The organism is Streptomyces olivaceus, assembly GCF_000721235.1.
In the GTDB taxonomy this organism is placed as follows: domain Bacteria; phylum Actinomycetota; class Actinomycetes; order Streptomycetales; family Streptomycetaceae; genus Streptomyces; species Streptomyces olivaceus.
The window spans coordinates 1-18,073 of record NZ_JOFH01000048.1; the positions used below are offsets into that span (position 1 = coordinate 1).

At 74.0% G+C, this 18,073-nt stretch carries 17 protein-coding genes; 7 read left to right on the top strand and 10 right to left on the bottom strand.

What is annotated here, in order from left to right; genetic code table 11:
- Positions 1-16 precede the first annotated feature (16 nt).
- A complete protein-coding gene (locus IG94_RS0134235; protein ID WP_078892534.1) occupies positions 17-736 on the bottom strand; it encodes a TetR family transcriptional regulator in 720 nt (239 codons plus the stop codon).
- 162 nt (positions 737-898) lie between these two features.
- On the opposite strand from IG94_RS0134235, the gene IG94_RS0134240 reads away from it, so the two are divergent.
- Genes IG94_RS0134240 through IG94_RS0134250 form a run of 3 tightly spaced genes read left to right on the top strand, consistent with a single transcriptional unit; the run spans position 899 to position 4,136 of the window.
- Entirely contained in the window at positions 899-2,314 is a 1,416-nt protein-coding gene (locus tag IG94_RS0134240; protein ID WP_031046614.1) for a glycosyltransferase family 4 protein, read from the top strand.
- Positions 2,308-3,042: a class I SAM-dependent methyltransferase gene (locus tag IG94_RS0134245; protein ID WP_031046624.1), complete on the top strand. Its 735-nt coding sequence runs from the start codon at positions 2,308-2,310 to the stop codon at positions 3,040-3,042. Before IG94_RS0134240 ends, IG94_RS0134245 begins: the two co-directional genes overlap by 7 nt.
- Entirely contained in the window at positions 3,039-4,136 is a 1,098-nt protein-coding gene (locus IG94_RS0134250) for a glucosidase family protein (RefSeq protein ID WP_031046626.1), read from the top strand. The genes IG94_RS0134245 and IG94_RS0134250 overlap by 4 nt, the downstream gene beginning before the upstream one ends.
- A gap of 39 nt (positions 4,137-4,175) precedes the next feature.
- Here IG94_RS0134250 and IG94_RS0134255 read toward each other — a convergent pair whose 3' ends face one another.
- From IG94_RS0134255 to IG94_RS0134275, 5 genes are all read right to left on the bottom strand, one after another.
- Positions 4,176-4,469 carry a hypothetical protein gene (locus tag IG94_RS0134255; RefSeq protein WP_031046629.1) on the bottom strand — a complete coding sequence of 98 codons (294 nt, stop codon included), beginning with the start codon at positions 4,467-4,469 and terminating at the stop codon, positions 4,176-4,178.
- Between the two features lie 119 nt (positions 4,470-4,588).
- Positions 4,589-5,461: a DUF5336 domain-containing protein gene (locus IG94_RS0134260; RefSeq protein ID WP_031046632.1), complete on the bottom strand. Its 873-nt coding sequence runs from the start codon at positions 5,459-5,461 to the stop codon at positions 4,589-4,591.
- A gap of 158 nt (positions 5,462-5,619) precedes the next feature.
- Entirely contained in the window at positions 5,620-6,552 is a 933-nt protein-coding gene (locus tag IG94_RS0134265) for an N-acetylmuramoyl-L-alanine amidase (protein ID WP_031046636.1), read from the bottom strand.
- Between the two features lie 28 nt (positions 6,553-6,580).
- On the bottom strand, positions 6,581-7,192 hold the full coding sequence (locus IG94_RS0134270; RefSeq protein ID WP_052411004.1) for a class I SAM-dependent methyltransferase: 612 nt from the start codon (positions 7,190-7,192) through the stop codon (positions 6,581-6,583).
- 251 nt (positions 7,193-7,443) lie between these two features.
- Positions 7,444-9,222, bottom strand: a complete 1,779-nt coding sequence (locus IG94_RS0134275; RefSeq protein WP_031046639.1) for an MFS transporter — start codon at positions 9,220-9,222, stop codon at positions 7,444-7,446.
- Positions 9,223-9,515: 293 nt separating this feature from the next.
- On the opposite strand from IG94_RS0134275, the gene IG94_RS0134280 reads away from it, so the two are divergent.
- Entirely contained in the window at positions 9,516-10,964 is a 1,449-nt protein-coding gene (locus tag IG94_RS0134280) for an MFS transporter (protein WP_031046641.1), read from the top strand.
- A gap of 97 nt (positions 10,965-11,061) precedes the next feature.
- Here IG94_RS0134280 and IG94_RS0134285 read toward each other — a convergent pair whose 3' ends face one another.
- Positions 11,062-11,721 (bottom strand): response regulator transcription factor, encoded by a 660-nt coding sequence (locus IG94_RS0134285; protein WP_078892535.1) that lies wholly within the window; start codon positions 11,719-11,721, stop codon positions 11,062-11,064.
- A 331-nt stretch (positions 11,722-12,052) separates the two neighbouring features.
- Complete coding sequence (locus tag IG94_RS0134290; RefSeq protein WP_031046646.1) at positions 12,053-13,318, bottom strand: sensor histidine kinase; 1,266 nt, start codon at positions 13,316-13,318, stop codon at positions 12,053-12,055.
- A 233-nt stretch (positions 13,319-13,551) separates the two neighbouring features.
- Between IG94_RS0134290 and IG94_RS0134295 the strand changes: the two genes are divergently transcribed.
- A complete protein-coding gene (locus IG94_RS0134295; protein WP_031046649.1) occupies positions 13,552-14,433 on the top strand; it encodes a MaoC/PaaZ C-terminal domain-containing protein in 882 nt (293 codons plus the stop codon).
- 189 nt (positions 14,434-14,622) lie between these two features.
- Here IG94_RS0134295 and IG94_RS42170 read toward each other — a convergent pair whose 3' ends face one another.
- Together IG94_RS42170 and IG94_RS0134305 are read right to left on the bottom strand one after the other, a co-directional pair.
- Positions 14,623-14,790, bottom strand: a complete 168-nt coding sequence (locus IG94_RS42170) for a hypothetical protein (protein ID WP_107060782.1) — start codon at positions 14,788-14,790, stop codon at positions 14,623-14,625.
- Between the two features lie 97 nt (positions 14,791-14,887).
- On the bottom strand, positions 14,888-16,144 hold the full coding sequence (locus tag IG94_RS0134305) for a hypothetical protein (protein WP_031046652.1): 1,257 nt from the start codon (positions 16,142-16,144) through the stop codon (positions 14,888-14,890).
- A gap of 313 nt (positions 16,145-16,457) precedes the next feature.
- On the opposite strand from IG94_RS0134305, the gene IG94_RS0134310 reads away from it, so the two are divergent.
- Positions 16,458-17,324: a Nif3-like dinuclear metal center hexameric protein gene (locus IG94_RS0134310; protein WP_031046655.1), complete on the top strand. Its 867-nt coding sequence runs from the start codon at positions 16,458-16,460 to the stop codon at positions 17,322-17,324.
- The gene (locus IG94_RS0134315; RefSeq protein WP_078892536.1) at positions 17,321-18,064 is read left to right on the top strand and encodes a zinc ribbon domain-containing protein; all 744 of its coding nucleotides are present in this window, start codon (positions 17,321-17,323) and stop codon (positions 18,062-18,064) included. The genes IG94_RS0134310 and IG94_RS0134315 overlap by 4 nt, the downstream gene beginning before the upstream one ends.
- The last annotated feature ends 9 nt before the right edge of the window (positions 18,065-18,073 follow it).

An 18,073-nucleotide genomic window follows, 5' to 3' on the forward strand; every position in this document is an offset into this window, starting at 1 on the left:
GGGGGCAGCGGGGCCGTCAGGGGCGCGGTGCCTGCTCGCCCCGGCCCGTCTCCGTCAGGTCGAGCAGGCGGCACACCGTTTCGATGTCCACCCGTACCTGGTCCAGGGAGGTGCGGCCGGCGAGCCAGGTGATCAGGGTCGAGAGCCAGGTGTGCTCGATGACGCGGACCGCGGAGAGCTGCTCCGGGGTCGGGTCCTCCGGGCCGCCCATCGCGTCCAGGACGATCGCCGTGGTCTGCCGGGAGACCTGGTCGACCTCCGGGGAGACGCCGCGGTCGGCGAAGGTCAGCGCGCGGGTCATCGCCTCGGCCAGCCGGGGTTCGCGCTGGAGCGCGCCGAACGCCCGCATCAGGGTCTGCGCCACCCGGTCCGCGGCCGTCTCGCCGGTCGGCGGGCTCTCGCGCAGGGTGTCGTGCAGCCGCTCCAGCCGGTCCTGCATGGTGGCGACGAGCAGGTGGACCTTGGACGGGAAGTAGCGGTACAGCGTGCCCAGGGCGACCTGCGAGGACTCCGCGACCTCCCGCATCTGCACCGCCTCGTAGCCGCCCCGGCCGGCCAGCCGGGCGGTCGCCCGCAGGATGCGGCGGCGGCGCTCCCGCTGCCGCTCGGTGAGGGGCGGGGCCGCGGGGCGGGGAGCCGGGCCGGACGCATCCGTCTCCCGTGCCGTCTCCGTCTCCGGTGCCGTCTCCGTCGTCGGCCGGTCCGCCCCGGTCGCCCCAGTCGTCTGCCCGGTCACCCGCTCCCCCCTCTCGCCGTGGCGTGAATCACCTGATCCACTCGTCACAGTCCGGCTACCTGCCGGTAGATTCGAAGCCGCTGACGATCAAGTCTGAAACTTGTTCTAGATTAGCGTCCCGGCATAGTGTCGCGGGACAGCGCAGTGAGAAGGGGGCCCAGAGTGACCGCCGAGGCCAGTCGGACGGGTCCCCGTCCGGAACCCGCCGCCGACGGCTTGCGACCGCTGCGCATCGCGCTCCTCACCTACAAGGGGAACCCGTTCTGCGGCGGCCAGGGCGTCTACGTCCGCCACCTCTCACGCGAACTGGCCCGCCTCGGCCACCGCGTCGAGGTCATCGGCGCCCAGCCCTACCCCGTCCTCGACGAGGGACTCGGCGAAGGACCCGACGGGGGGTTCGGGGACCGGCTCTCGCTCACCGAGCTGCCCAGCCTGGACCTCTACCGCCAGCCCGACCCCTTCCGCACCCCGAAGCGCGGCGAGTACCGCGACTGGGTCGACGCGCTCGAGGTCGGCACCATGTGGACCGGCGGCTTCCCGGAGCCGCTGACGTTCTCGCTGCGCGCCCGGCGCCATCTGCGCGCCCGGCGCGGCGACTTCGACGTCGTGCACGACAACCAGACCCTCGGGTACGGGTTGCTGGGCGACGTGGGTGCGCCCCTCGTCACCACCATCCACCACCCCATCACCGTCGACCGGCAGCTGGAGCTGGACGCCGCCGACAGCCGCAAACGCCGTTACTCCGTGCGCCGTTGGTACGCGTTCACCCGCATGCAGAAGCGCGTCGCGCGCCGCCTGCCCTCCGTGCTCACCGTCTCCGGCACCTCCCGTCAGGAGATCGTCGACCACCTCGGCGTACGGGACGAGCGCATCCACGTCGTGCACATCGGCGCCGACACCGGCCTGTTCTCGCCCGATCCGTCGGTGCCGCGGGTGCCGGGCCGGATCGTGACGACGTCCAGCGCGGACGTACCGCTCAAGGGCCTGGTCTTCCTCGTCGAGGCGCTCGCGAAGGCGCGCACCGAGCACCCCCGGGCCCACCTCGTCGTCGTCGGCAAGCGCCCCGCCGAGGGGCCCGTCGCCCAGGCGATCGAGCGGTACGGCCTCCAGGGCGCCGTCGAGTTCGTCAAGGGCATCTCGGACGCCGAACTCGTCGACCTGGTGCGGTCGGCGGAGGTCGCGTGCGTGCCGTCGCTGTACGAGGGGTTCTCGCTGCCCGCCGCCGAGGCCATGGCGACCGGCACGGCGCTCCTCGCCACCACCGGCGGAGCCGTGCCGGAGGTCGCCGGACCCGACGGGGAGACGTGCCTCGCGGTGCCGCCCGGCGACGCGGACGCGCTCGCCGCCGGGCTGAACCGGCTGCTCGGCGACCGCGAACTGCGGGCCAGGCTCGGCGCGGCCGGACGCGAACGCGTGCTGAAGCACTTCACCTGGGCCCGCGCCGCCGAGGGCACCGTCGCCCGCTACCGCGAAGCCCTCGGCCACCGCCCCTCCGCCACGGCCGACCGGCGGGCCGAGCCCCCGACCCCGACCACCGGTGACACCGGCGTCTATCCCGAAAGCAGGGCCACGTGCTGACCGTCGACTTCTCCCGGTTCCCGCTCGCCCCGGGCGACCGCGTCCTGGACCTCGGCTGCGGCGCCGGCCGGCACGCGTTCGAGTGCTACCGGCGCGGGGCACGGGTCGTGGCCCTGGACCAGAACGAGGAGGAGATAAAGGAGGTCGCTAGGTGGTTCGCGGCGATGGAGGAGGCGGGTGAGGCGCCGGCCGGCGCCACCGCCACCGCCATGGAGGGCGACGCGCTCGCCCTGCCCTTCCCCGACGAATCCTTCGACGTCGTCATCATCTCCGAGGTGATGGAGCACATCCACGACGACAAGGGCGTCCTCGCCGAGATGGTCCGCGTCCTCAAGCCCGGCGGCCGCATCGCCGTCACCGTGCCGCGCTACGGCCCCGAGAAGGTCTGCTGGACGCTGTCCGACGCCTACCACGAGGTCGAGGGCGGCCACATCCGCATCTACCGGGCCGACCAGCTCCTCGCCCGCATCCGCGAGGCCGGCCTCCGGCCGTACGGCACCCACCACGCGCACGCGCTGCACTCGCCGTACTGGTGGCTGAAGTGCGCGTTCGGCGTCGACAACGACAAGGCGCTGCCCGTGCGGGCGTACCACAAGCTGCTGGTGTGGGACATCATGAAGAAGCCGCTGGCGACGCGCGTCGCCGAGCAGGCGCTGAACCCGCTGATCGGCAAGAGCTTTGTGGCCTACGCGACCAAGCCGCACCTGCCGCCGGTGGACGCCGCGTGACCTCGTCCCGCCACCCCGGTACCCCCCGCACCCCCCGTACCGAACACCTGGTGCTGCCCGGCGTCCTCACCGACGCCCAGGCCGCCGCGACCGTCCGCGGCATCCTCGCCGTACAGCGCGAGGACGGCGCGATCCCGTGGTTCCGCGGGCACCACCTCGACCCCTGGGACCACGTCGAGGCGGCGATGGCCCTGGACGCGGCGGACGAGCACGAGGCCGCCGGACGGGCGTACGCGTGGCTGGCCCGGCACCAGAACCAGGACGGCTCCTGGTACGCCGCCTACGCCGACGGGGACTTCGCCGACGTCACCGACCACGGCCGCGAGACCAACTTCGTCGCCTACGTCGCCGTCGGCGTCTGGCACCACTACCTCGCCACCGGCGACGACACGTTCCTGGAGAGGATGTGGCCCGTCGTCCACGCGGCCGTCGAGTTCGTGCTGCGCCTCCAGCAGCCCGGCGGGCAGATCGGCTGGCGCCAGGACGACGACGGCTCCGGCGCCACCGACGCGCTGCTGACCGGCAGTTCCTCCATCCACCACGCGCTGCGCTGCGCCCTCGCCATCGCCGAGCAGCGCGAGGAGCCGCAGCCCGACTGGGAGCTGGCGGCGGGCGCCCTGCGGCACGCCATCCGCCGCCACCCGGAGCGGTTCCTGGACAAGGGCCGCTACTCGATGGACTGGTACTACCCGGTCCTGGGCGGCGCGCTGACCGGTACCGAGGCCCGCTCCCGCCTCAAGGAGAGCTGGGACCGTTTCGTGGTCCCGGACCTCGGGGTGCGCTGCGTCGTGCCCAACCCGTGGGTGACGGGCGGCGAGTCGGCCGAACTCGCCCTCGCCCTGTGGGCGGTGGGCGAGTCCGACCACGCGCTGACCGTCCTCCAGTCCATCCAGCACCTGAGGGACGAGGACAGCGGCCTGTACTGGACGGGGTACGTCTTCGACGACGACGCCGTGTGGCCGCGCGAGCTGACCACCTGGACGGCCGGCTCCCTGCTGCTCGCCGTCGCCGCGCTCGGCGGCCACGAGGCCACCTGCCAGGTGTTCGCGGGCGACCGCCTGCCGAGGGGGCTCGACCCGGACTGCTGCGTCTGACCCGCAGGGCCGGAGCACGAGCGGCGTCGGCGCCCGCCGTCAGTTCCGGTGCAGGCGGTTGGCGATGGCGTGGCCGACGAAGAGGTAGACGACGGCCGCCAGTCCGTAACCGGCGACCACGCGGGCCCAGGCCTCGTCGAACGTGAAGAGGTCGTGCGACCAGCCGGCGAGCCAGCGGGCCGCGTCATGGACGAACTGCACCAGGTCGTTGCCCCGGTTGGCGTCCAACAGGTACATCAGAATCCACAGTCCGAGGATGACGGCCATGACGTCCGCGATCACCGCGACGACCGTTCCGGCGGAGTGGGAGCCACTGCGACTTCGAGGGGACATGCCTACCGTCTGGCCCCGCAAGCGTGTTTGAAACCTGCGAAACCCACGGCCCCCCGCCCGGCGGTACGGAAGTACCGGTGGGCGGGGGGCCGTTGAGGTGAGCGGGCGGGCGCGGCCGGTCAGCCGCGCTGGATGCCCGAGGCGTCCTGCAGGACGCCTCGGCGGCCGTCCTGCGTCTGCGCGACCAGGTTGGCGCCGCGCTGCTCGACGGCCAGGTACCAGGTGCCCGGCGCCAGCTCGGCGATCGGCGTGGGGGAGCCGTCCTCCGCGAACAGCGGACGCGGCACCGGCACGGCGAACCAGAACGGCGAGAAGTCCCCGGACGGCTGCGCCTGCGCCTGCTGCGGAGCCTGCGGCTGCCCGGGCTGCGGCTGCCCCGGCTGCGGCTGGCCGCCGAAGGACGGGCCCGGCTGCCCCGGCTGACCGGGCTGGCCCGGCTGGCCGGGCTGACCGCCGAACGGCTGCTGCGGGGCGCCCGGGTAGCCGTAACCACCCTGGGGCTGACCGCCGTAGGGCTGCGGCGCGGCCGGACGCGAGGCCGGGATCAGGGAGCCCTTGAGGGCCGGGACCAGCGGGGTGGCCACCGCCGCGGCGGCCATGAGCAGCGTCGCGATCAGGGCGAGGATCAGGCCCAGTCCGGCATTGATGCCGCTGGCCCCTCCGTTGTTGTCGAAGGCACCGGCCGGGTCGAAGATGTTGCCGAGCGCACACCACGCGGCGAACACCGAGAACGCGATGCCGAACTGGCCCAGGTCGAGCCCCGCCACCTTCATGGGCTGCGGCATCGCGCGCGCCACCACGACGAGCGCGGCGCCGATGACGCCCGCCAGGACTACACCGAGCACGACCGAGCCACTGCCCCACAGGCTGGGGATTTCGGCGCTGTCCGGGGCGCCGTCGATCGAGTAGATGTCGAGGAACGACGCGATCAACAGCAACACCGCTGCTCCGATCACCACGCCGTCGCCTCGAGTGAGGGAGCGGATATTCACTTCAGGTCCTTCGTAGGTCGTCTCGTCATCGGTAGAGGCGTCGCTGTCACGATGGCGCCGAAAGGTTCCGGTGTGAAGCGCGGGGGTGGCCCCTCATCGTACGGACGACACTATCGTCCGTACCTCGGCGCTGTCCGCAGGGATCGGCGCGCTGATCGCTACCCGCGCAGGAAACTCACGATTCCCTCAGACATCCCTTGCGCCGCCTTCTGCCGCCAACTGCCGCTGGTCAGCCGGGCCACGTCCTCGCTGTCGCGCATGTTGCCGCACTCGATGAAGACCTTCGGAACCGTTGACAGATTGAGACCGCCCAGGTCCGTGCGCGTCACCAGGCCGGTGCCGTCGCCGAGGTAGTTGGAGGGCTCGCTGCCGGTGACGCGTGCGAAAACGCCCGCGACGCTCTCGCCCAGTTCCGCCGAGGGCGCCACGATGGCGCGGGTGTCGGCGTCGCCGTCGTGCACCGCGCCGGGCATGATCACGTGGAAGCCGCGGTTGCCGGCTCCGGACCCGTCGGCGTGGATCGAGATCGCGGCGTCCGCGTGCGCCTCGTTGCCGATGCGGGCGCGCTCGTCCACGCAGGGCCCGTACGCGCGGTCGCCGTCCTGCGTCAGCTTCACCGTCGCGCCCCGCTCTTCGAGGAGGGTGCGCAGCCGGTGGGCCACGTCGAGGGTGAACTTCGCCTCGGGCCAGCCCGCGTTGGTGGCGGTGCCCGTCGTGTCGCACTCCTTCCAGTGCGTCCCGACGTTCACCTTGCGGTTGATGTCCGAGGCGTGCTCGAAGTTGGCCGGGTTGTGGCCCGGGTCGATGACGACGACCTTGCCCTTGAGCGGCGCGGCGTCCGAGGGGGAGTCCCCGGGGGAGTCCGACGGGGACGGCTTGCCGGCGGTGGACGGTTCGGCGGCCGCGGAGGACGCCGCCGGGTGGCCGGCGTCGCCCGGCGCCCCGTCGTCCGAGCCGCCGCCGACCGCCGCGTACACCCCCCACCCGAGCAGCGCCCCGGGCACCAGCGCGGCGACCGCCACGGTCAGCGGGCGGCGCAGCGGGGAGCGGCGGGGCTGAGGAGGTTCGAAGTCCGGGCCTGTGTACGACACGCCAGTGACTCTAGGGCCTGTACGGCGCTCAGGTCCCCACCGCTCCCGGGGTGCCCGTCCCCGTCCTCCGCAGCACGCGCAGCGAGTCGGTCGCGGAGACCTCGGTGAACGCGCCGGACTCCAGGGCCCTGAGCCAGACGCGGTACGGGGCCTGGCCGGTGAACTCGTCGACCGGGTCGGGGAAGACGTCGTGGACGACCAGCAGGCCGCCCTCGGCCACGTGCGGGGCCCAGCACTCGTAGTCGGCGTTCGCGTGCTCGTCGGTGTGGCCGCCGTCGATGAAGACGAGGCCGAGGGGGGAGTTCCAGACGGCCGCGACCTGCGGGGAGCGGCCGACGAGGGCGACCACGTGCTCCTCCAGACCCGCCCGGTGCAGGGTCCGGCGGAAGGTCGGCAGGGTGTCCATGACGCCCAGCTCCGGGTCGACCGTCTCCGGGTCGTGGTACTCCCAGCCCGGCTGCTGCTCCTCGCTGCCCCGGTGGTGGTCGACGGTGAGCGCGGTGACCCCGGCGCGGCGGGCCGCGTCGGCGAGCAGCACGGTGGAGCGCCCGCAGTACGTGCCGACCTCCAGCAGCGGCAGCCCGAGCCCGCCCGCCTCGACGGCGGCGGCGTACAGCGCGCGGCCCTCGTGCGCGGGCATGAACCCCTTCGCGGCCTCGAAGGCGGCCAGGACGTCGGGCGCAGGGCCGTCGGGCGCCGGGACGTCGGGGGTCGGAACGCCGGAGGCCGGGACGTCGGGGGCGGGTACCGCGGGCATGCGGGTCCTCTCGGTGGTGTGCGGGGTACGGGTCGGGTCGGTGGAGCCGCGGGTGCGGGTGCGGGCGGCCCATGCTGCCGCACCCCCGGTCGCGCGACGGCGGCCGGGGGTGCGGTGGGGCGGGGGGGTGCGGGTCAGGCCGGGACCGTCTCGCCCGGCAGGGACAGGTCCAGGTCGACCGGCCGGTCGCCGTCGTGGACCGCCGCGTGGGCGAGCGGGCCGTGGCCGGCGGCGCGGGCGGCCAGGACGTACGCGCCCCGGGCGGGCACGGCGAGGGCGTAGCCGCCGTCTCCCCCGGAGAGGGTCGCGCCCGCCTGCCGTCCGTGCCGGTCGATCAGCGTGACCTTGGCACGGGCGACGGGAGCGCCGTCGGCGGCCAGTACCCGGCCGTGGAAACCGTGCGGCCGCTCACCCGCCACGCCGAGCGGTGCCTGCCCGGTGAGGGCCTGCTCCGCGCGGGCCAGGTTCGCCTCCTCCTCGCTGCTCGCGCGCAGCTGCGTGACCCCGGCCCCCGTCGTGCGGCGGGGGAGGAAGAAGGCCAGCGCGAGGCCGATGACGACGGCGCCGGTCGCGATCAGGAAGGAGACGCGGAAGCCCTGCATGGTGGGGAGGGCGACGCCGCCGACGTCGTTCGCCGTGTTGGCGAGCACCATGCCGATGACGGCGCTGGACACCGACGTACCGATGGACCGCATCAGGGTGTTGAGGCCGTTGGCCGCGCCCGTCTCCGAGGCCGGGACCGCGCCGATGATCAGCGCGGGCAGCGAGGAGTAGGCGAGGCCGATGCCCGCGCCGATCAGCACCGAGGTGACGACGGTCTGCCAGGCGGCGCTCATCAGGCCGAGGCCGCCGGCGTAGCCGATCCCGATGATCAGCAGACCCATGATCAGGGTGGTCCGCGGACCGTAGCGGGCGGACAGACGGGCGTACACCGGAGCCGTGAACATCATCGTCAGGCCGAGCGGGGCCACGCACAGACCCGCGACGACCATCGACTGGCCGAGGCCGTAACCGGTCTCTGAGGGCAGCTGCAGGAGCTGCGGCAGGACGAGCGAGATCACGTAGAAGGAGACACCGACCATGATCGAGGCCAGGTTGGTGAGCAGGACCTCGCGGCGGACCGTGGTGCGCAGGTCGACCAGCGGGGCCGCGACGCGCAGCTCCATCAGGCCCCACAGCAGCAGGACCACCGCGGCGGCGGCGAACAGCCCGAGGGTCGTGCCCGAGGCCCAGCCCCAGTCGCTGCCCTTGGTGATCGGCAGGAGGAAGAGGACCAGCCCGGCGGCGAGGCCCAGCGCGCCCGGGAAGTCGAAGGAGCCCTTGGCGCGCAGCGGGGACTCCGGCACGACCAGCAGCGTCAGCACGATGGCGAGGACGCCGAGGCCGGCGGCGCCGTAGAACAGGGCGTGCCAGTCGGTGTGCTGGGCGACCAGGGCCGCGGCGGGCAGCGCCAGGCCGCCGCCGACGCCGATCGAGGAACTCATCAGCGCCATCGCCGAGCCGAGCCGCTCGCGGGGCAGCATGTCGCGCATCAGACCGATGCCGAGGGGTATCGCGCCCATCGCGAAGCCCTGGAGCGTACGGCCGACGATCACCGGGATCAGGGCGTCGCTGAACGCGCTGATCAGCGCGCCCACCACCATCACCGACAGGCTGACGATCAGCATGCGGCGCTTGCCGAAGAGGTCGCCGAGCCGGCCCATGATCGGCGTGGCCACGGCTCCGGACAGGAGCGTGGAGGTCATGACCCAGGTCGCGTTGCTGGGTGTGGTGTCCAGAAGTTGGGGCAGGTCCTTGATGACGGGGACGAGCAGGGTCTGCATCACCGCGACGGCGATGCCCGCGAAGGCGAGCACGGGGACGGTGGCCCCGCTCGCCTTTCGCACGGGCTCGTCGGTCGTCGTGTGGGACATGTGGCGGGGCCTCCAGGCCAGGAGTCGTCGAGACGCATGCGTGGTCGGCGCATGCGTGCGTGGGCGGGACGTGTGCAGGGTGAACCTCGTGTGCCCGGGCAACTATTCCGATGCTTCGAGCCCCTAACGAAACCTTGACCTTCTCTTGGTGACCCCGCAATGCCGCCTTTTCCGCCGGGCCACCCACGCCCGTGGCCGTAAGCCTTCGGTCCCGGGATCGGTCACGAGGACTCAGTCCACCCGGGACGAAATGCCGATGCAAGGGGCCCTGCCGGGTTGAGACCATGACGCCCATGCTGGAAGCCACCGGTACCTCCGCCGGCCCCCGAATACCCCCGCGCCGTACGCCGCCCACCTGGCTCGTCGTGGCCCTCGCCTGCGCCGGGCAGTTCCTCGTCGTGCTCGACGTGTCCGTCGTCAACGTCGCCCTGCCGTCGATGCGGACCGACCTCGGACTGAGCGCGCAGGGACTGCAGTGGGTGGTCAACGCCTACGCCATCGCCTTCGCCGGGTTCATGCTGCTCGGCGGCCGGGCCGGCGACCTGTACGGGCGCAAGCGGATGTTCCTGGTCGGGCTCGGGGTGTTCACCCTGGCCTCGCTGGGTGGCGGCCTCGCCCAGGAGGGCTGGCAGCTGCTGGTGGCACGGGCCGCACAGGGCCTGGGCGCGGCCGTGCTCGCCCCCTCGACGCTGACGATCCTCACGGCCGCCGTGCCCGAGGGGGCGGCGCGGGCCCGGGCGATCGCGACCTGGACCGCGGTCGGCGCGGGCGGCGGCGCGGCGGGCGGCCTGGTGGGCGGGGTCCTGGTGGACGGGCTCTCCTGGCGCTGGGTGCTGCTGATCAACGTGCCGATCGGCGCGGTGGTGCTGGTCGGCGCCGCCCTGTGGCTGACCGAGGGCCGGGGCGGCGAGCGGCGCCGCCTGGACCTGCCGGGCGCGCTCCTGGTGACCGTCGGTCTCGCCACGCTGGCCTACGGCATCTCGCAGACCGAGTCCGCGGGCTGGACGGCGACCGCGACGCTGCTGCCGCTGGCGGCGGGGCTGGTGCTGCTGGCCCTGTTCCTCCTCGTGGAGACGCGGACGAAGGCGCCGCTGATGCCGCTGGGGCTGCTGCGGCTGCGGTCGGTGGCTTCGGCGAACGTGGCCATGCTGGTGTCCGGCTCGGCGATGTTCTCGATGTGGTTCTTCATGACCCTGTACGCGCAGAACGTGCTGGGCTACTCCCCGCTGGAGGCCGGGCTCGCCCTCGTGCCCAGCTCGCTCGCCGTGGTCCTCGGGTCGAAGGCGGCCCCGCGGTTCATGCCGGTGATCGGGGCGCGGAACGTGGCCGTCATCGGCACGGTCGTCGCGGCCGTCGGCTTCGGCTGGCAGTCGACGATGACCGCGGACGGGGGGTATCTGACCACCATCATGATCCCGGGCGTGCTGATGATGCTGGGCGCGGGGACGGCGGGGACCCCGCTGGCCTCGCTGGCCATCTCCGGTGCGGCTCCGGGCGATGCCGGACTGGTCTCCGGGCTGATCAACACCTCCCGGACGATGGGCGGTTCGCTGGGGCTCGCGGTGATGTCGACGATCGCGGCCGCCCGCGCCGGGGGCGAGGGCGCCGGGCCGGAGGCGCTGACGGACGGCTACGCGCTGGTGTTCCGCACGGGGGCGGTGGTGCTGGCCGCCGCAGCGCTCATGATGTGGGCGTGGCTGCCGTCGGGGAAGCCGAGCGGGGAGGCGGTGGAGCGGGGGTAGCGGGGGTGAGGGGCGAGGGGGGAGGGATGGGGGAAGGGAACGGCGGGGTGCGGCACGGGAGCGGCCTCGCCGGGCGGGGGTCCCGTCCGTTTCCGTTTCACAGCCAGCCCTGGCGGCGGGCCTCGCGCAGTGCCTCCGTGCGGTTGCGGGTGGAGGTCTTGCCGATGGCCGCGGAGAGGTAGTTGCGGACCGTGGACTCGGACAGGTGCAGCGCCGCGGCGACGTCCGCGACCGTCGCCCCGTCCGCCGAGGCCCGCAGCACGTCGCACTCCCGGCCGGTGAGCGGGCTCGGCCCCGCACTCAGCGCGGCGGCGGCGAGCGCCGGGTCGACGACCGTCTCGCCGCCCAGCACCCGGCGGACGGCTCCGGCCAGCTCCTCCACCGGCCCGTCCTTCACCAGGAAACCGGCGGCGCCCGCCTCCATGGCCCGCCTGAGGTACCCGGGGCGGCCGAACGTGGTCAGGATCAGCACCCGGCAGCCGGGCACCCGCTCCCGCAGCTCGGCGGCGGCGTCCAGGCCGCTCAGTCCCGGCAGCTCGATGTCGAGGAGCGCCACGTCCGGGCGGTGCGCGAGCGCGGCGCCGACGATCTCGTCCCCGGCCGCGACCTGCGCGACGACCTCGATGTCGTCCTCCATCCCGAGCAGCAGCGCGAGCGCGCCCCGCATCATGCCCTGGTCCTCGGCGAGGAGGACCCGGACGGGGCGGGGGTGGGGATGCGGATGCGGGTGGGGGTGCGGGGGCGTCTCGTCGGTCACGGGGCAAGGTTAGAGGTCGGTCCGGCCCGGTCAGGCCGTGCCGGAGACCGGTACCGGCCGCGGAAAGCGGCGGGTTCGGCCCTGGTCCCGAGAGGCGGCGGATCCGGTCCCGGTCGAGGGAAGCCGTGCCGGAGAGGCAGCCCCCGGCTCCGGGAAGCCGGGCCGGAGGGGACAGCCGAAGGCCTGCGGAACGCGGGACGCGGAACGCCGGTCGCCGGTCGCCGGACGCGGGGTCGCGGGTCGCCGGTCGCCGGACGCGGGACGCGGGTCGCGGGGCCCCGGTCACCGGGCGTCGGGCGTGAGGACGCCGGAGGCGGGACGTGCGGGCGGGTTACGCCGGTACGCCCACCGGTGGCTCCTCCGCCACCTCCCGCACCGGCAGCTCCGCCGTCACCGAGAAGCCGCCCCGCGGCCCCGCCCCCGCGGTGAGCGAACCGCCCGCCGTGGCGAGACGTTCCGCCAGGCCGGTCAGCCCGGTGCCCGTGCCCCGGACGGGGCCGCCGCCGCCCGTGCCGTTGTCGGTGACCGTCAGCCGCACCCGGTCCGCGCCGCCCGCCACCGCGATCTCGCACCGGCTCGCCCCGCTGTGCCGTACGACGTTGGTGACCGCCTCCCGCACCACCCACCCGAGGAGCGCCTCGGCCTGCGGCGGCAGCGGCGGGCCCGAGCGGTGGACCACAGGGTCCACGTCCGCGGCGCCGAGCGCCGAGCGGGCCCGGTCCAGCTCGGTCGCGAGGCTGCCCTCCCGGTAGCCGGTGACCGCCTCGCGGACCTCGGTCAGCGCCTGGCGGCCCACCGACTCGATGTCCGAGACCTGGGTCAGCGCGGCGTCCAGGTCGCGGGGCGCCAGCCGGCGGGCGGCCTCCGCCTTGACCACGATCACCGACAGGGTGTGCCCCAGCAGATCGTGCAGATCCCGCGAAAAGCGCAGTCGCTCCTCCGCCACCGCCCGCGTGGCCAGCTCCTCCCGGGCCGCGCGCAGCTGCCGTACGGCGTCGGACAGGCTCAGGATCGCCGCCGTCACCATCGTCGACAGGAACGTCCCGTAGGCGATGTTCAGGCCGGTCCAGCCGTCCTTCAGACCTGCCACGACACCCGACACGACGGCCAGCGACCAGCCCCACCGGCCCAGCCACCGGCCGCGCAGCGCAGCGCCCGCGGCCAGGCCGAGCAGCGGGAAGAACAGCAGCCAGCTGCCTCCGTAGGCGAGGGCGAGCGCGCAGGTCACCAGGGCCATCACGGCCAGGGCCAGCCGGGTGGACGGAGCCTTGCGGCGTTCGTCGTCGAACGAGCGGAAGGCCACGTAGATGTAGAGCGAGTTGAAGACGAGCAGCCCCGCGCCGCCGATCCAGGAGCTGTCGTTCTGCCCCTGGATGATGTTGGCGAGGCTGCCCAGGCCCATCAGGAGCCAGGGGAGCAGCGTGAAACCGCTGGGAGGCGGCCCGATCCGCTCCGGCCGTTCGCAGGCCTCGGCGGCGGCCCCGCCCCCGGCCCCGGTACCGGCCCCGGTCCTGGTGTCGGTCTCGGCCTGCCGCGCCAGCTGCCACGCGTCCAGTCGGCAGGAGATCCTGCGCAGTCGCCCTCGGGTCCCGGTCATGGCCGTCGGCCCCCTTCCGTCTCCGTCACGTTTCCGTCGTCTCTCCGTCGTCGGGGTCGTGCCCCGCACCCCGTCACGGACGTTACGGACCCGGCGGGGGCGAGCGGCAGATGCGGTTGTCCGGAGTTCCGCGGGACAAATATCCCGGCCGCCGGCCCTCGCCACGGCTCCCGTACGGTCGGGCTGCCTGATGCCGGGACGCGTACCCGAGTACCCGCAGCGACTGGAGGACCATGCCCATCGACGCAGCCCGCGCGCTCGCCGCCGCACCCCGCGTCCGCGAGATCGCCTGGGACCACAAGGACGTCCAGCTCTACCACCTGGGCATCGGCGCCGGCCGGCCCGCGACCGACCCGCGTGAACTGCGGTACACCCTGGAGTCCCGGCTGCACGTGCTGCCGAGCTTCGCGACGGTCGCGGGCGGCGGGCCTCCCGGTGTGATCGGCGCCCTGTCCGCACCCGGCGTCGACGTGGACCTCGCCCGAGTCCTGCACGCCGGGCAGCGGCTGCACACGTACCGGCCGGTTCCGGTGCGGGGCCGGGCGCGCGCCGCCTCGCGCGTCGTCGCCGTGTACGACAAGGGCACCGCGGCCGTCCTCGTCCTGCGCACCGAGGTCACCGACGCGGACGGACCGCTGTGGACCGACGAGGCGGAGGTCTTCGTACGCGGGGAAGGCGGTTGGGGAGGTGAGCGCGGACCGTCCGGGCGTCCGGCGCCGCCGCCCGCCACCGCGCCGGACCACGTGGCCGAGCGGCCCCTGCGCGAGGACCAGGCCCTGCTCCACCGGCTCTCCGGCGACTGGAACCCGCTGCACGCCGACCCGGAGTTCGCGGCGCGCGCCGGCTTCGACCGGCCCGTCCTGCACGGGCTGTGCACCTACGGCGCCGCCCTCAAGGCGGTCGTCGACACCCTGCTGGACGGTGATGTGACCCGGGTGCGCGGGTACCGCACGCGGTTCGCGGGCGTGGTGTACCCGGGGGAGACACTGCGGGTGCGGATGTGGAGGGCCGCGGCCCCCGAGGGCGGCCGGACGCGGACGGTGCGGGTGGCCGTCGGCGCGGTCGAACGGGACGACGCCCCGGTCCTCGCCGACACGGTCGTCGCGCTCGGCTGATTCCGGACGACGAGGAACGACCACGGGGACTGCGGAGGTTCCGGTCGCCCCGGGGACTGAGAAAAACGACAACGGACGACGACAACGGCCCCGTCCGTCGGATCGACGAACGGGGCCGGAGCCGCCTGCTTCGGGTGTTGCTGTGCCTCGTCCCGTCCTGACCTGCCTTGACGTACTTCGTACGTGCGGTCAGGCGGCCACTTCGGACTCTCCGGCCGGCTTGCGGTGGCGGCCCTGCGGGGTCGCCTCGCCCTCCTGGCTGGAGACCGGCCCGCGGTGCTTGCCGTGGCCGGTGTCGGTCTCGGGAACGTCGGCACCGTCGGCCTGGATCGGCTGGGTCGTGCTGGCGTCGTTCATCGGAAGGAATTCACCCCGTCAACATGATCTTTCCTACAGCCGGGCGAGTCTAACCGGCGCACCACGGCCCGGATCCAGGCGACCACGCCAACCGGCACTAGTTCGTTACAAGCCGCGCCAACGGGGCCTCCTGCAGCGGCACGGGACGCCGGGGAGTGGCCACCGAGGTGTCCGTGACGCCGTTTTCGCCGGTTTCCTCCGGGTGCCCGGCCCCGCCGGGGGCCGGGTGCTCCGCATCCCCCGCATTCCCTACAACACCCACATCCCCCACGTCTCTCACATCCCCCGCGTCGTCCACGTCCTCCGCGCCCCCGTCGTCCGCTTCGGGGGCGGTCAACCGCGCTACACCGCACGGCAGTTGCGGAGTGGAGCAGGGCAGCCGCAGCTCCCCGTCCGCCGTCCACGACCCGGCGCCCGCCAACCACCCCTCGGGCGCCGGGAGATGACGCACGTCGCGCTCGGCCGGCCGCCACACCGCGACCCAGCTGCCCAACGCGCCGTCCACGCGCAGCGCCACCGCACAGCGCTCCGGCGTCAGTGCCTGCCCCGGTTGGATCGCGAACGGCGTCACCGTGCGGTCCGGCATCACAAGGCACTCGGGGAAACGCACCGGCAGCGTGCTGCCCAGGACGCCCCAGCCGATCCGCTCCCGCCCCGGCGAGGGGGCGTCCGAGCGGACCAGCACCAGCCCGCTGTCGGGGTCGGCCAGCAGTATCCGGTCGTCGCTGTCGGCGGCGATCTGGAGCAGCGGCGACACCTCGCCCTCCCGCTCCAGGTCCACCACGACGGCCTTGACGCGCCCGCCGGTCTCCCGGTCCAGGGCCAGCATCCGGCCCGCGCGGTCCAGCCAGGCGCCGCCGGAGCAGCGGCCCGCGACCTCGGCCACCCGCTCGGGTCCGAAGGCGCCGCCCGCGACCTGCCACAGCACCGTCGCGCGCGGGCCGGCGGCGAGGGCGTACGCCCGCTCACCGCCCGGGACCGGCGGCAGCAGCCGCAGCCCGGTGGCGTCCGCCGGGCACTCGACCGCGCCGAGCGGCTGCTCACCGGTGCCCGGACCGGTCGGGTACAGCAGCGAGAAGTGGTGCCGGCCGGCCGCGACGCGGTGGACCAGGACCCGCCCGTCGCCCATCGGCTGCACCTCGGTGCCGGGCTCCTCGGGCTGGTTGCCGGGCAGCGGCACCGCGTAGGGCTCGGGGCCGTCCAGGGTCCAGCGCTCCGGGTACCAGGCGTCTCCGCTCTCCCCGCCCAGGGTGAGGCGCGCGGCATAGGCGCCCCCCGCGGTGATGCTGCAGCCCGCCCGGGGGGCCCCGCCGTTCCCGGGGCCCGCCGAAGGCTCGATCGCACAGACCGTCATCGTTCGGTCACCTCCGGCGACGAAGCTAGTTTTCGCACGCGCGGGCGGGGAGCGGCAGCGGCCCGCATCACACGTACGTGTGGCACAGGAACGATTCGCCTGAGGTGAGGGCGGGCCGTGTGCTGCACCGGACCGACCACGGCGAGCCGACGTCCGGTCACGGGACGGCAGGAGCGACGGGGTCCGGAACCAGGTGCGTACGGGTACGGGACGAGAGGAGTGAAGGGGTCCGGAACCAGGTGCGTACGGGTACGGGTGGCCGGGGGCCCATGACCGGTACAGCGGCGGAGAACGGCCAGGTAGCCTTGCACGCGTGCCCCGTCTGTCAGAAGTCATCGCCGCGCTGGAGAACCTGTGGCCCGCCGAGCGGGCCGAGTCCTGGGACGCGGTCGGGACCGTCGTGGGCGAGCCCGACCAGGAGGTCTCCCGGGTCCTGTTCGCCGTCGACCCCGTGCAGGAGATCGCCGACGAGGCGGTGAAGCTGGGCGCGGACCTGCTCGTCACCCACCATCCGCTGTACCTGCGCGGGACGACCACGGTCGCGGCCTCCACCTTCAAGGGCCGCGTGGTGCACACGCTGATCAAGAACGACGTCGCCCTGCACGTCGCCCACACCAACGCCGACACCGCCGACCCGGGCGTCTCCGACGCGCTGGCCGGCGCCCTCGACCTGACCGTCGTACGGCCCCTGGTGCCGGACCCGGCCGATCCCGGGGGCCGCCGCGGCCTGGGCCGGGTGTGCGAACTGCCGCACCCCCTGACCGTCCGCGAGTTCGCCGCCCGCGCCGCCGAGCGGTTGCCCGCCACGGCGCAGGGCATCCGCGTCGCCGGCGACCCGGAGGCGACCGTCCGCACGGTCGCCGTCAGCGGCGGTTCCGGCGACGGCCTCTTCGACCACGTACGGGCGGCCGGCGTCGACGCCTTCCTCACCGCGGACCTCCGCCACCACCCGGTGTCGGAGTTCACCGCGGCCCGCGCCCGCAGCCCCCTCGCGCTGCTCGACGCGGCGCACTGGGCCACCGAGTGGCCCTGGTGTGAGCTGGCCGCCGCCCAGCTCGACGAGATCTCCGACCGCAACGGCTGGGACCTCAGGGTCCACGTCTCCAAGACGGTCACCGACCCCTGGACCGCCCACGCGGCGTCCGCCCCGACCTCCGACACCTTGGGAGCCCCCAACTGAAAGCCGAGCCCGCCGACCAGATCCGACTCCTCGACGTCCAGGGCCTCGACGTCCGTCTCCAGCAGCTCGCGCACCGGCGCCGGTCGCTGCCCGAGCACGCCGAGATCGAGTCGCTGACCAAGGACCACACCCAGCTGCGCGACCTGCTCGTGGCCGCGCAGACCGAGGAGAGCGACTGCGCCCGCGAGCAGACCAAGGCCGAGCAGGACGTGGACCAGGTGCGCCAGCGCGCCGGCCGCGACCAGCAGCGCCTGGACTCCGGCGCCGTCACCTCCCCGAAGGACCTGGAGAACCTCCAGCGCGAGATCGCCTCCCTCGCCAAGCGCCAGGGCGACCTGGAGGACGTCGTCCTGGAGGTGATGGAGCGCCGCGAGTCCGCGCAGGAGCGGGTCGCCGAGCTGACCGAGCGGGTCGGCGCGGTCCAGGGCAAGGTCGACGACGCCACCGCTCGCCGGGACGCGGCCGTCGAGGAACTGGACGGCGAGGCGGCCTCGGTGACCAAGGAGCGCGAGGTCGTCGCGGGCTCCGTCCCCGACGACCTGCTGAAGCTCTACGACAAGCTGCGGCAGCAGCAGGGCGGCGTCGGCGCGGCCAAGCTGTACCAGCGCAGCTGCCAGGGCTGCCGCCAGGAGCTGGCGATCACCGAGCTGAGCGAGATCCGCTCGGCGGCGCCCGACACGGTCGTACGCTGCGAGAACTGCCGCCGCATCCTGGTGCGTACGGCCGACTCCGGGCTGTAGGCCGGTCCG

Bases quoted from the DNA above. Each gene is read 5' to 3' on its own strand.
- IG94_RS42170 (WP_107060782.1), bottom strand. From the start codon at position 14,790: ATGAACGACGCCAGCACGACCCAGCCGATCCAGGCCGACGGTGCCGAC.
- IG94_RS0134295 (WP_031046649.1), top strand. From the start codon at position 13,552: ATGCCCATCGACGCAGCCCGCGCGCTCGCCGCCGCACCCCGCGTCCGC.
- IG94_RS0134290 (WP_031046646.1), bottom strand. From the start codon at position 13,318: ATGACCGGGACCCGAGGGCGACTGCGCAGGATCTCCTGCCGACTGGAC.
- IG94_RS0134270 (WP_052411004.1), bottom strand. From the start codon at position 7,192: ATGCCCGCGCACGAGGGCCGCGCGCTGTACGCCGCCGCCGTCGAGGCG.
- IG94_RS0134255 (WP_031046629.1), bottom strand. From the start codon at position 4,469: ATGTCCCCTCGAAGTCGCAGTGGCTCCCACTCCGCCGGAACGGTCGTC.
- IG94_RS0134275 (WP_031046639.1), bottom strand. From the start codon at position 9,222: ATGTCCCACACGACGACCGACGAGCCCGTGCGAAAGGCGAGCGGGGCC.
- IG94_RS0134280 (WP_031046641.1), top strand. From the start codon at position 9,516: ATGCTGGAAGCCACCGGTACCTCCGCCGGCCCCCGAATACCCCCGCGC.
- IG94_RS0134305 (WP_031046652.1), bottom strand. From the start codon at position 16,144: ATGACGGTCTGTGCGATCGAGCCTTCGGCGGGCCCCGGGAACGGCGGG.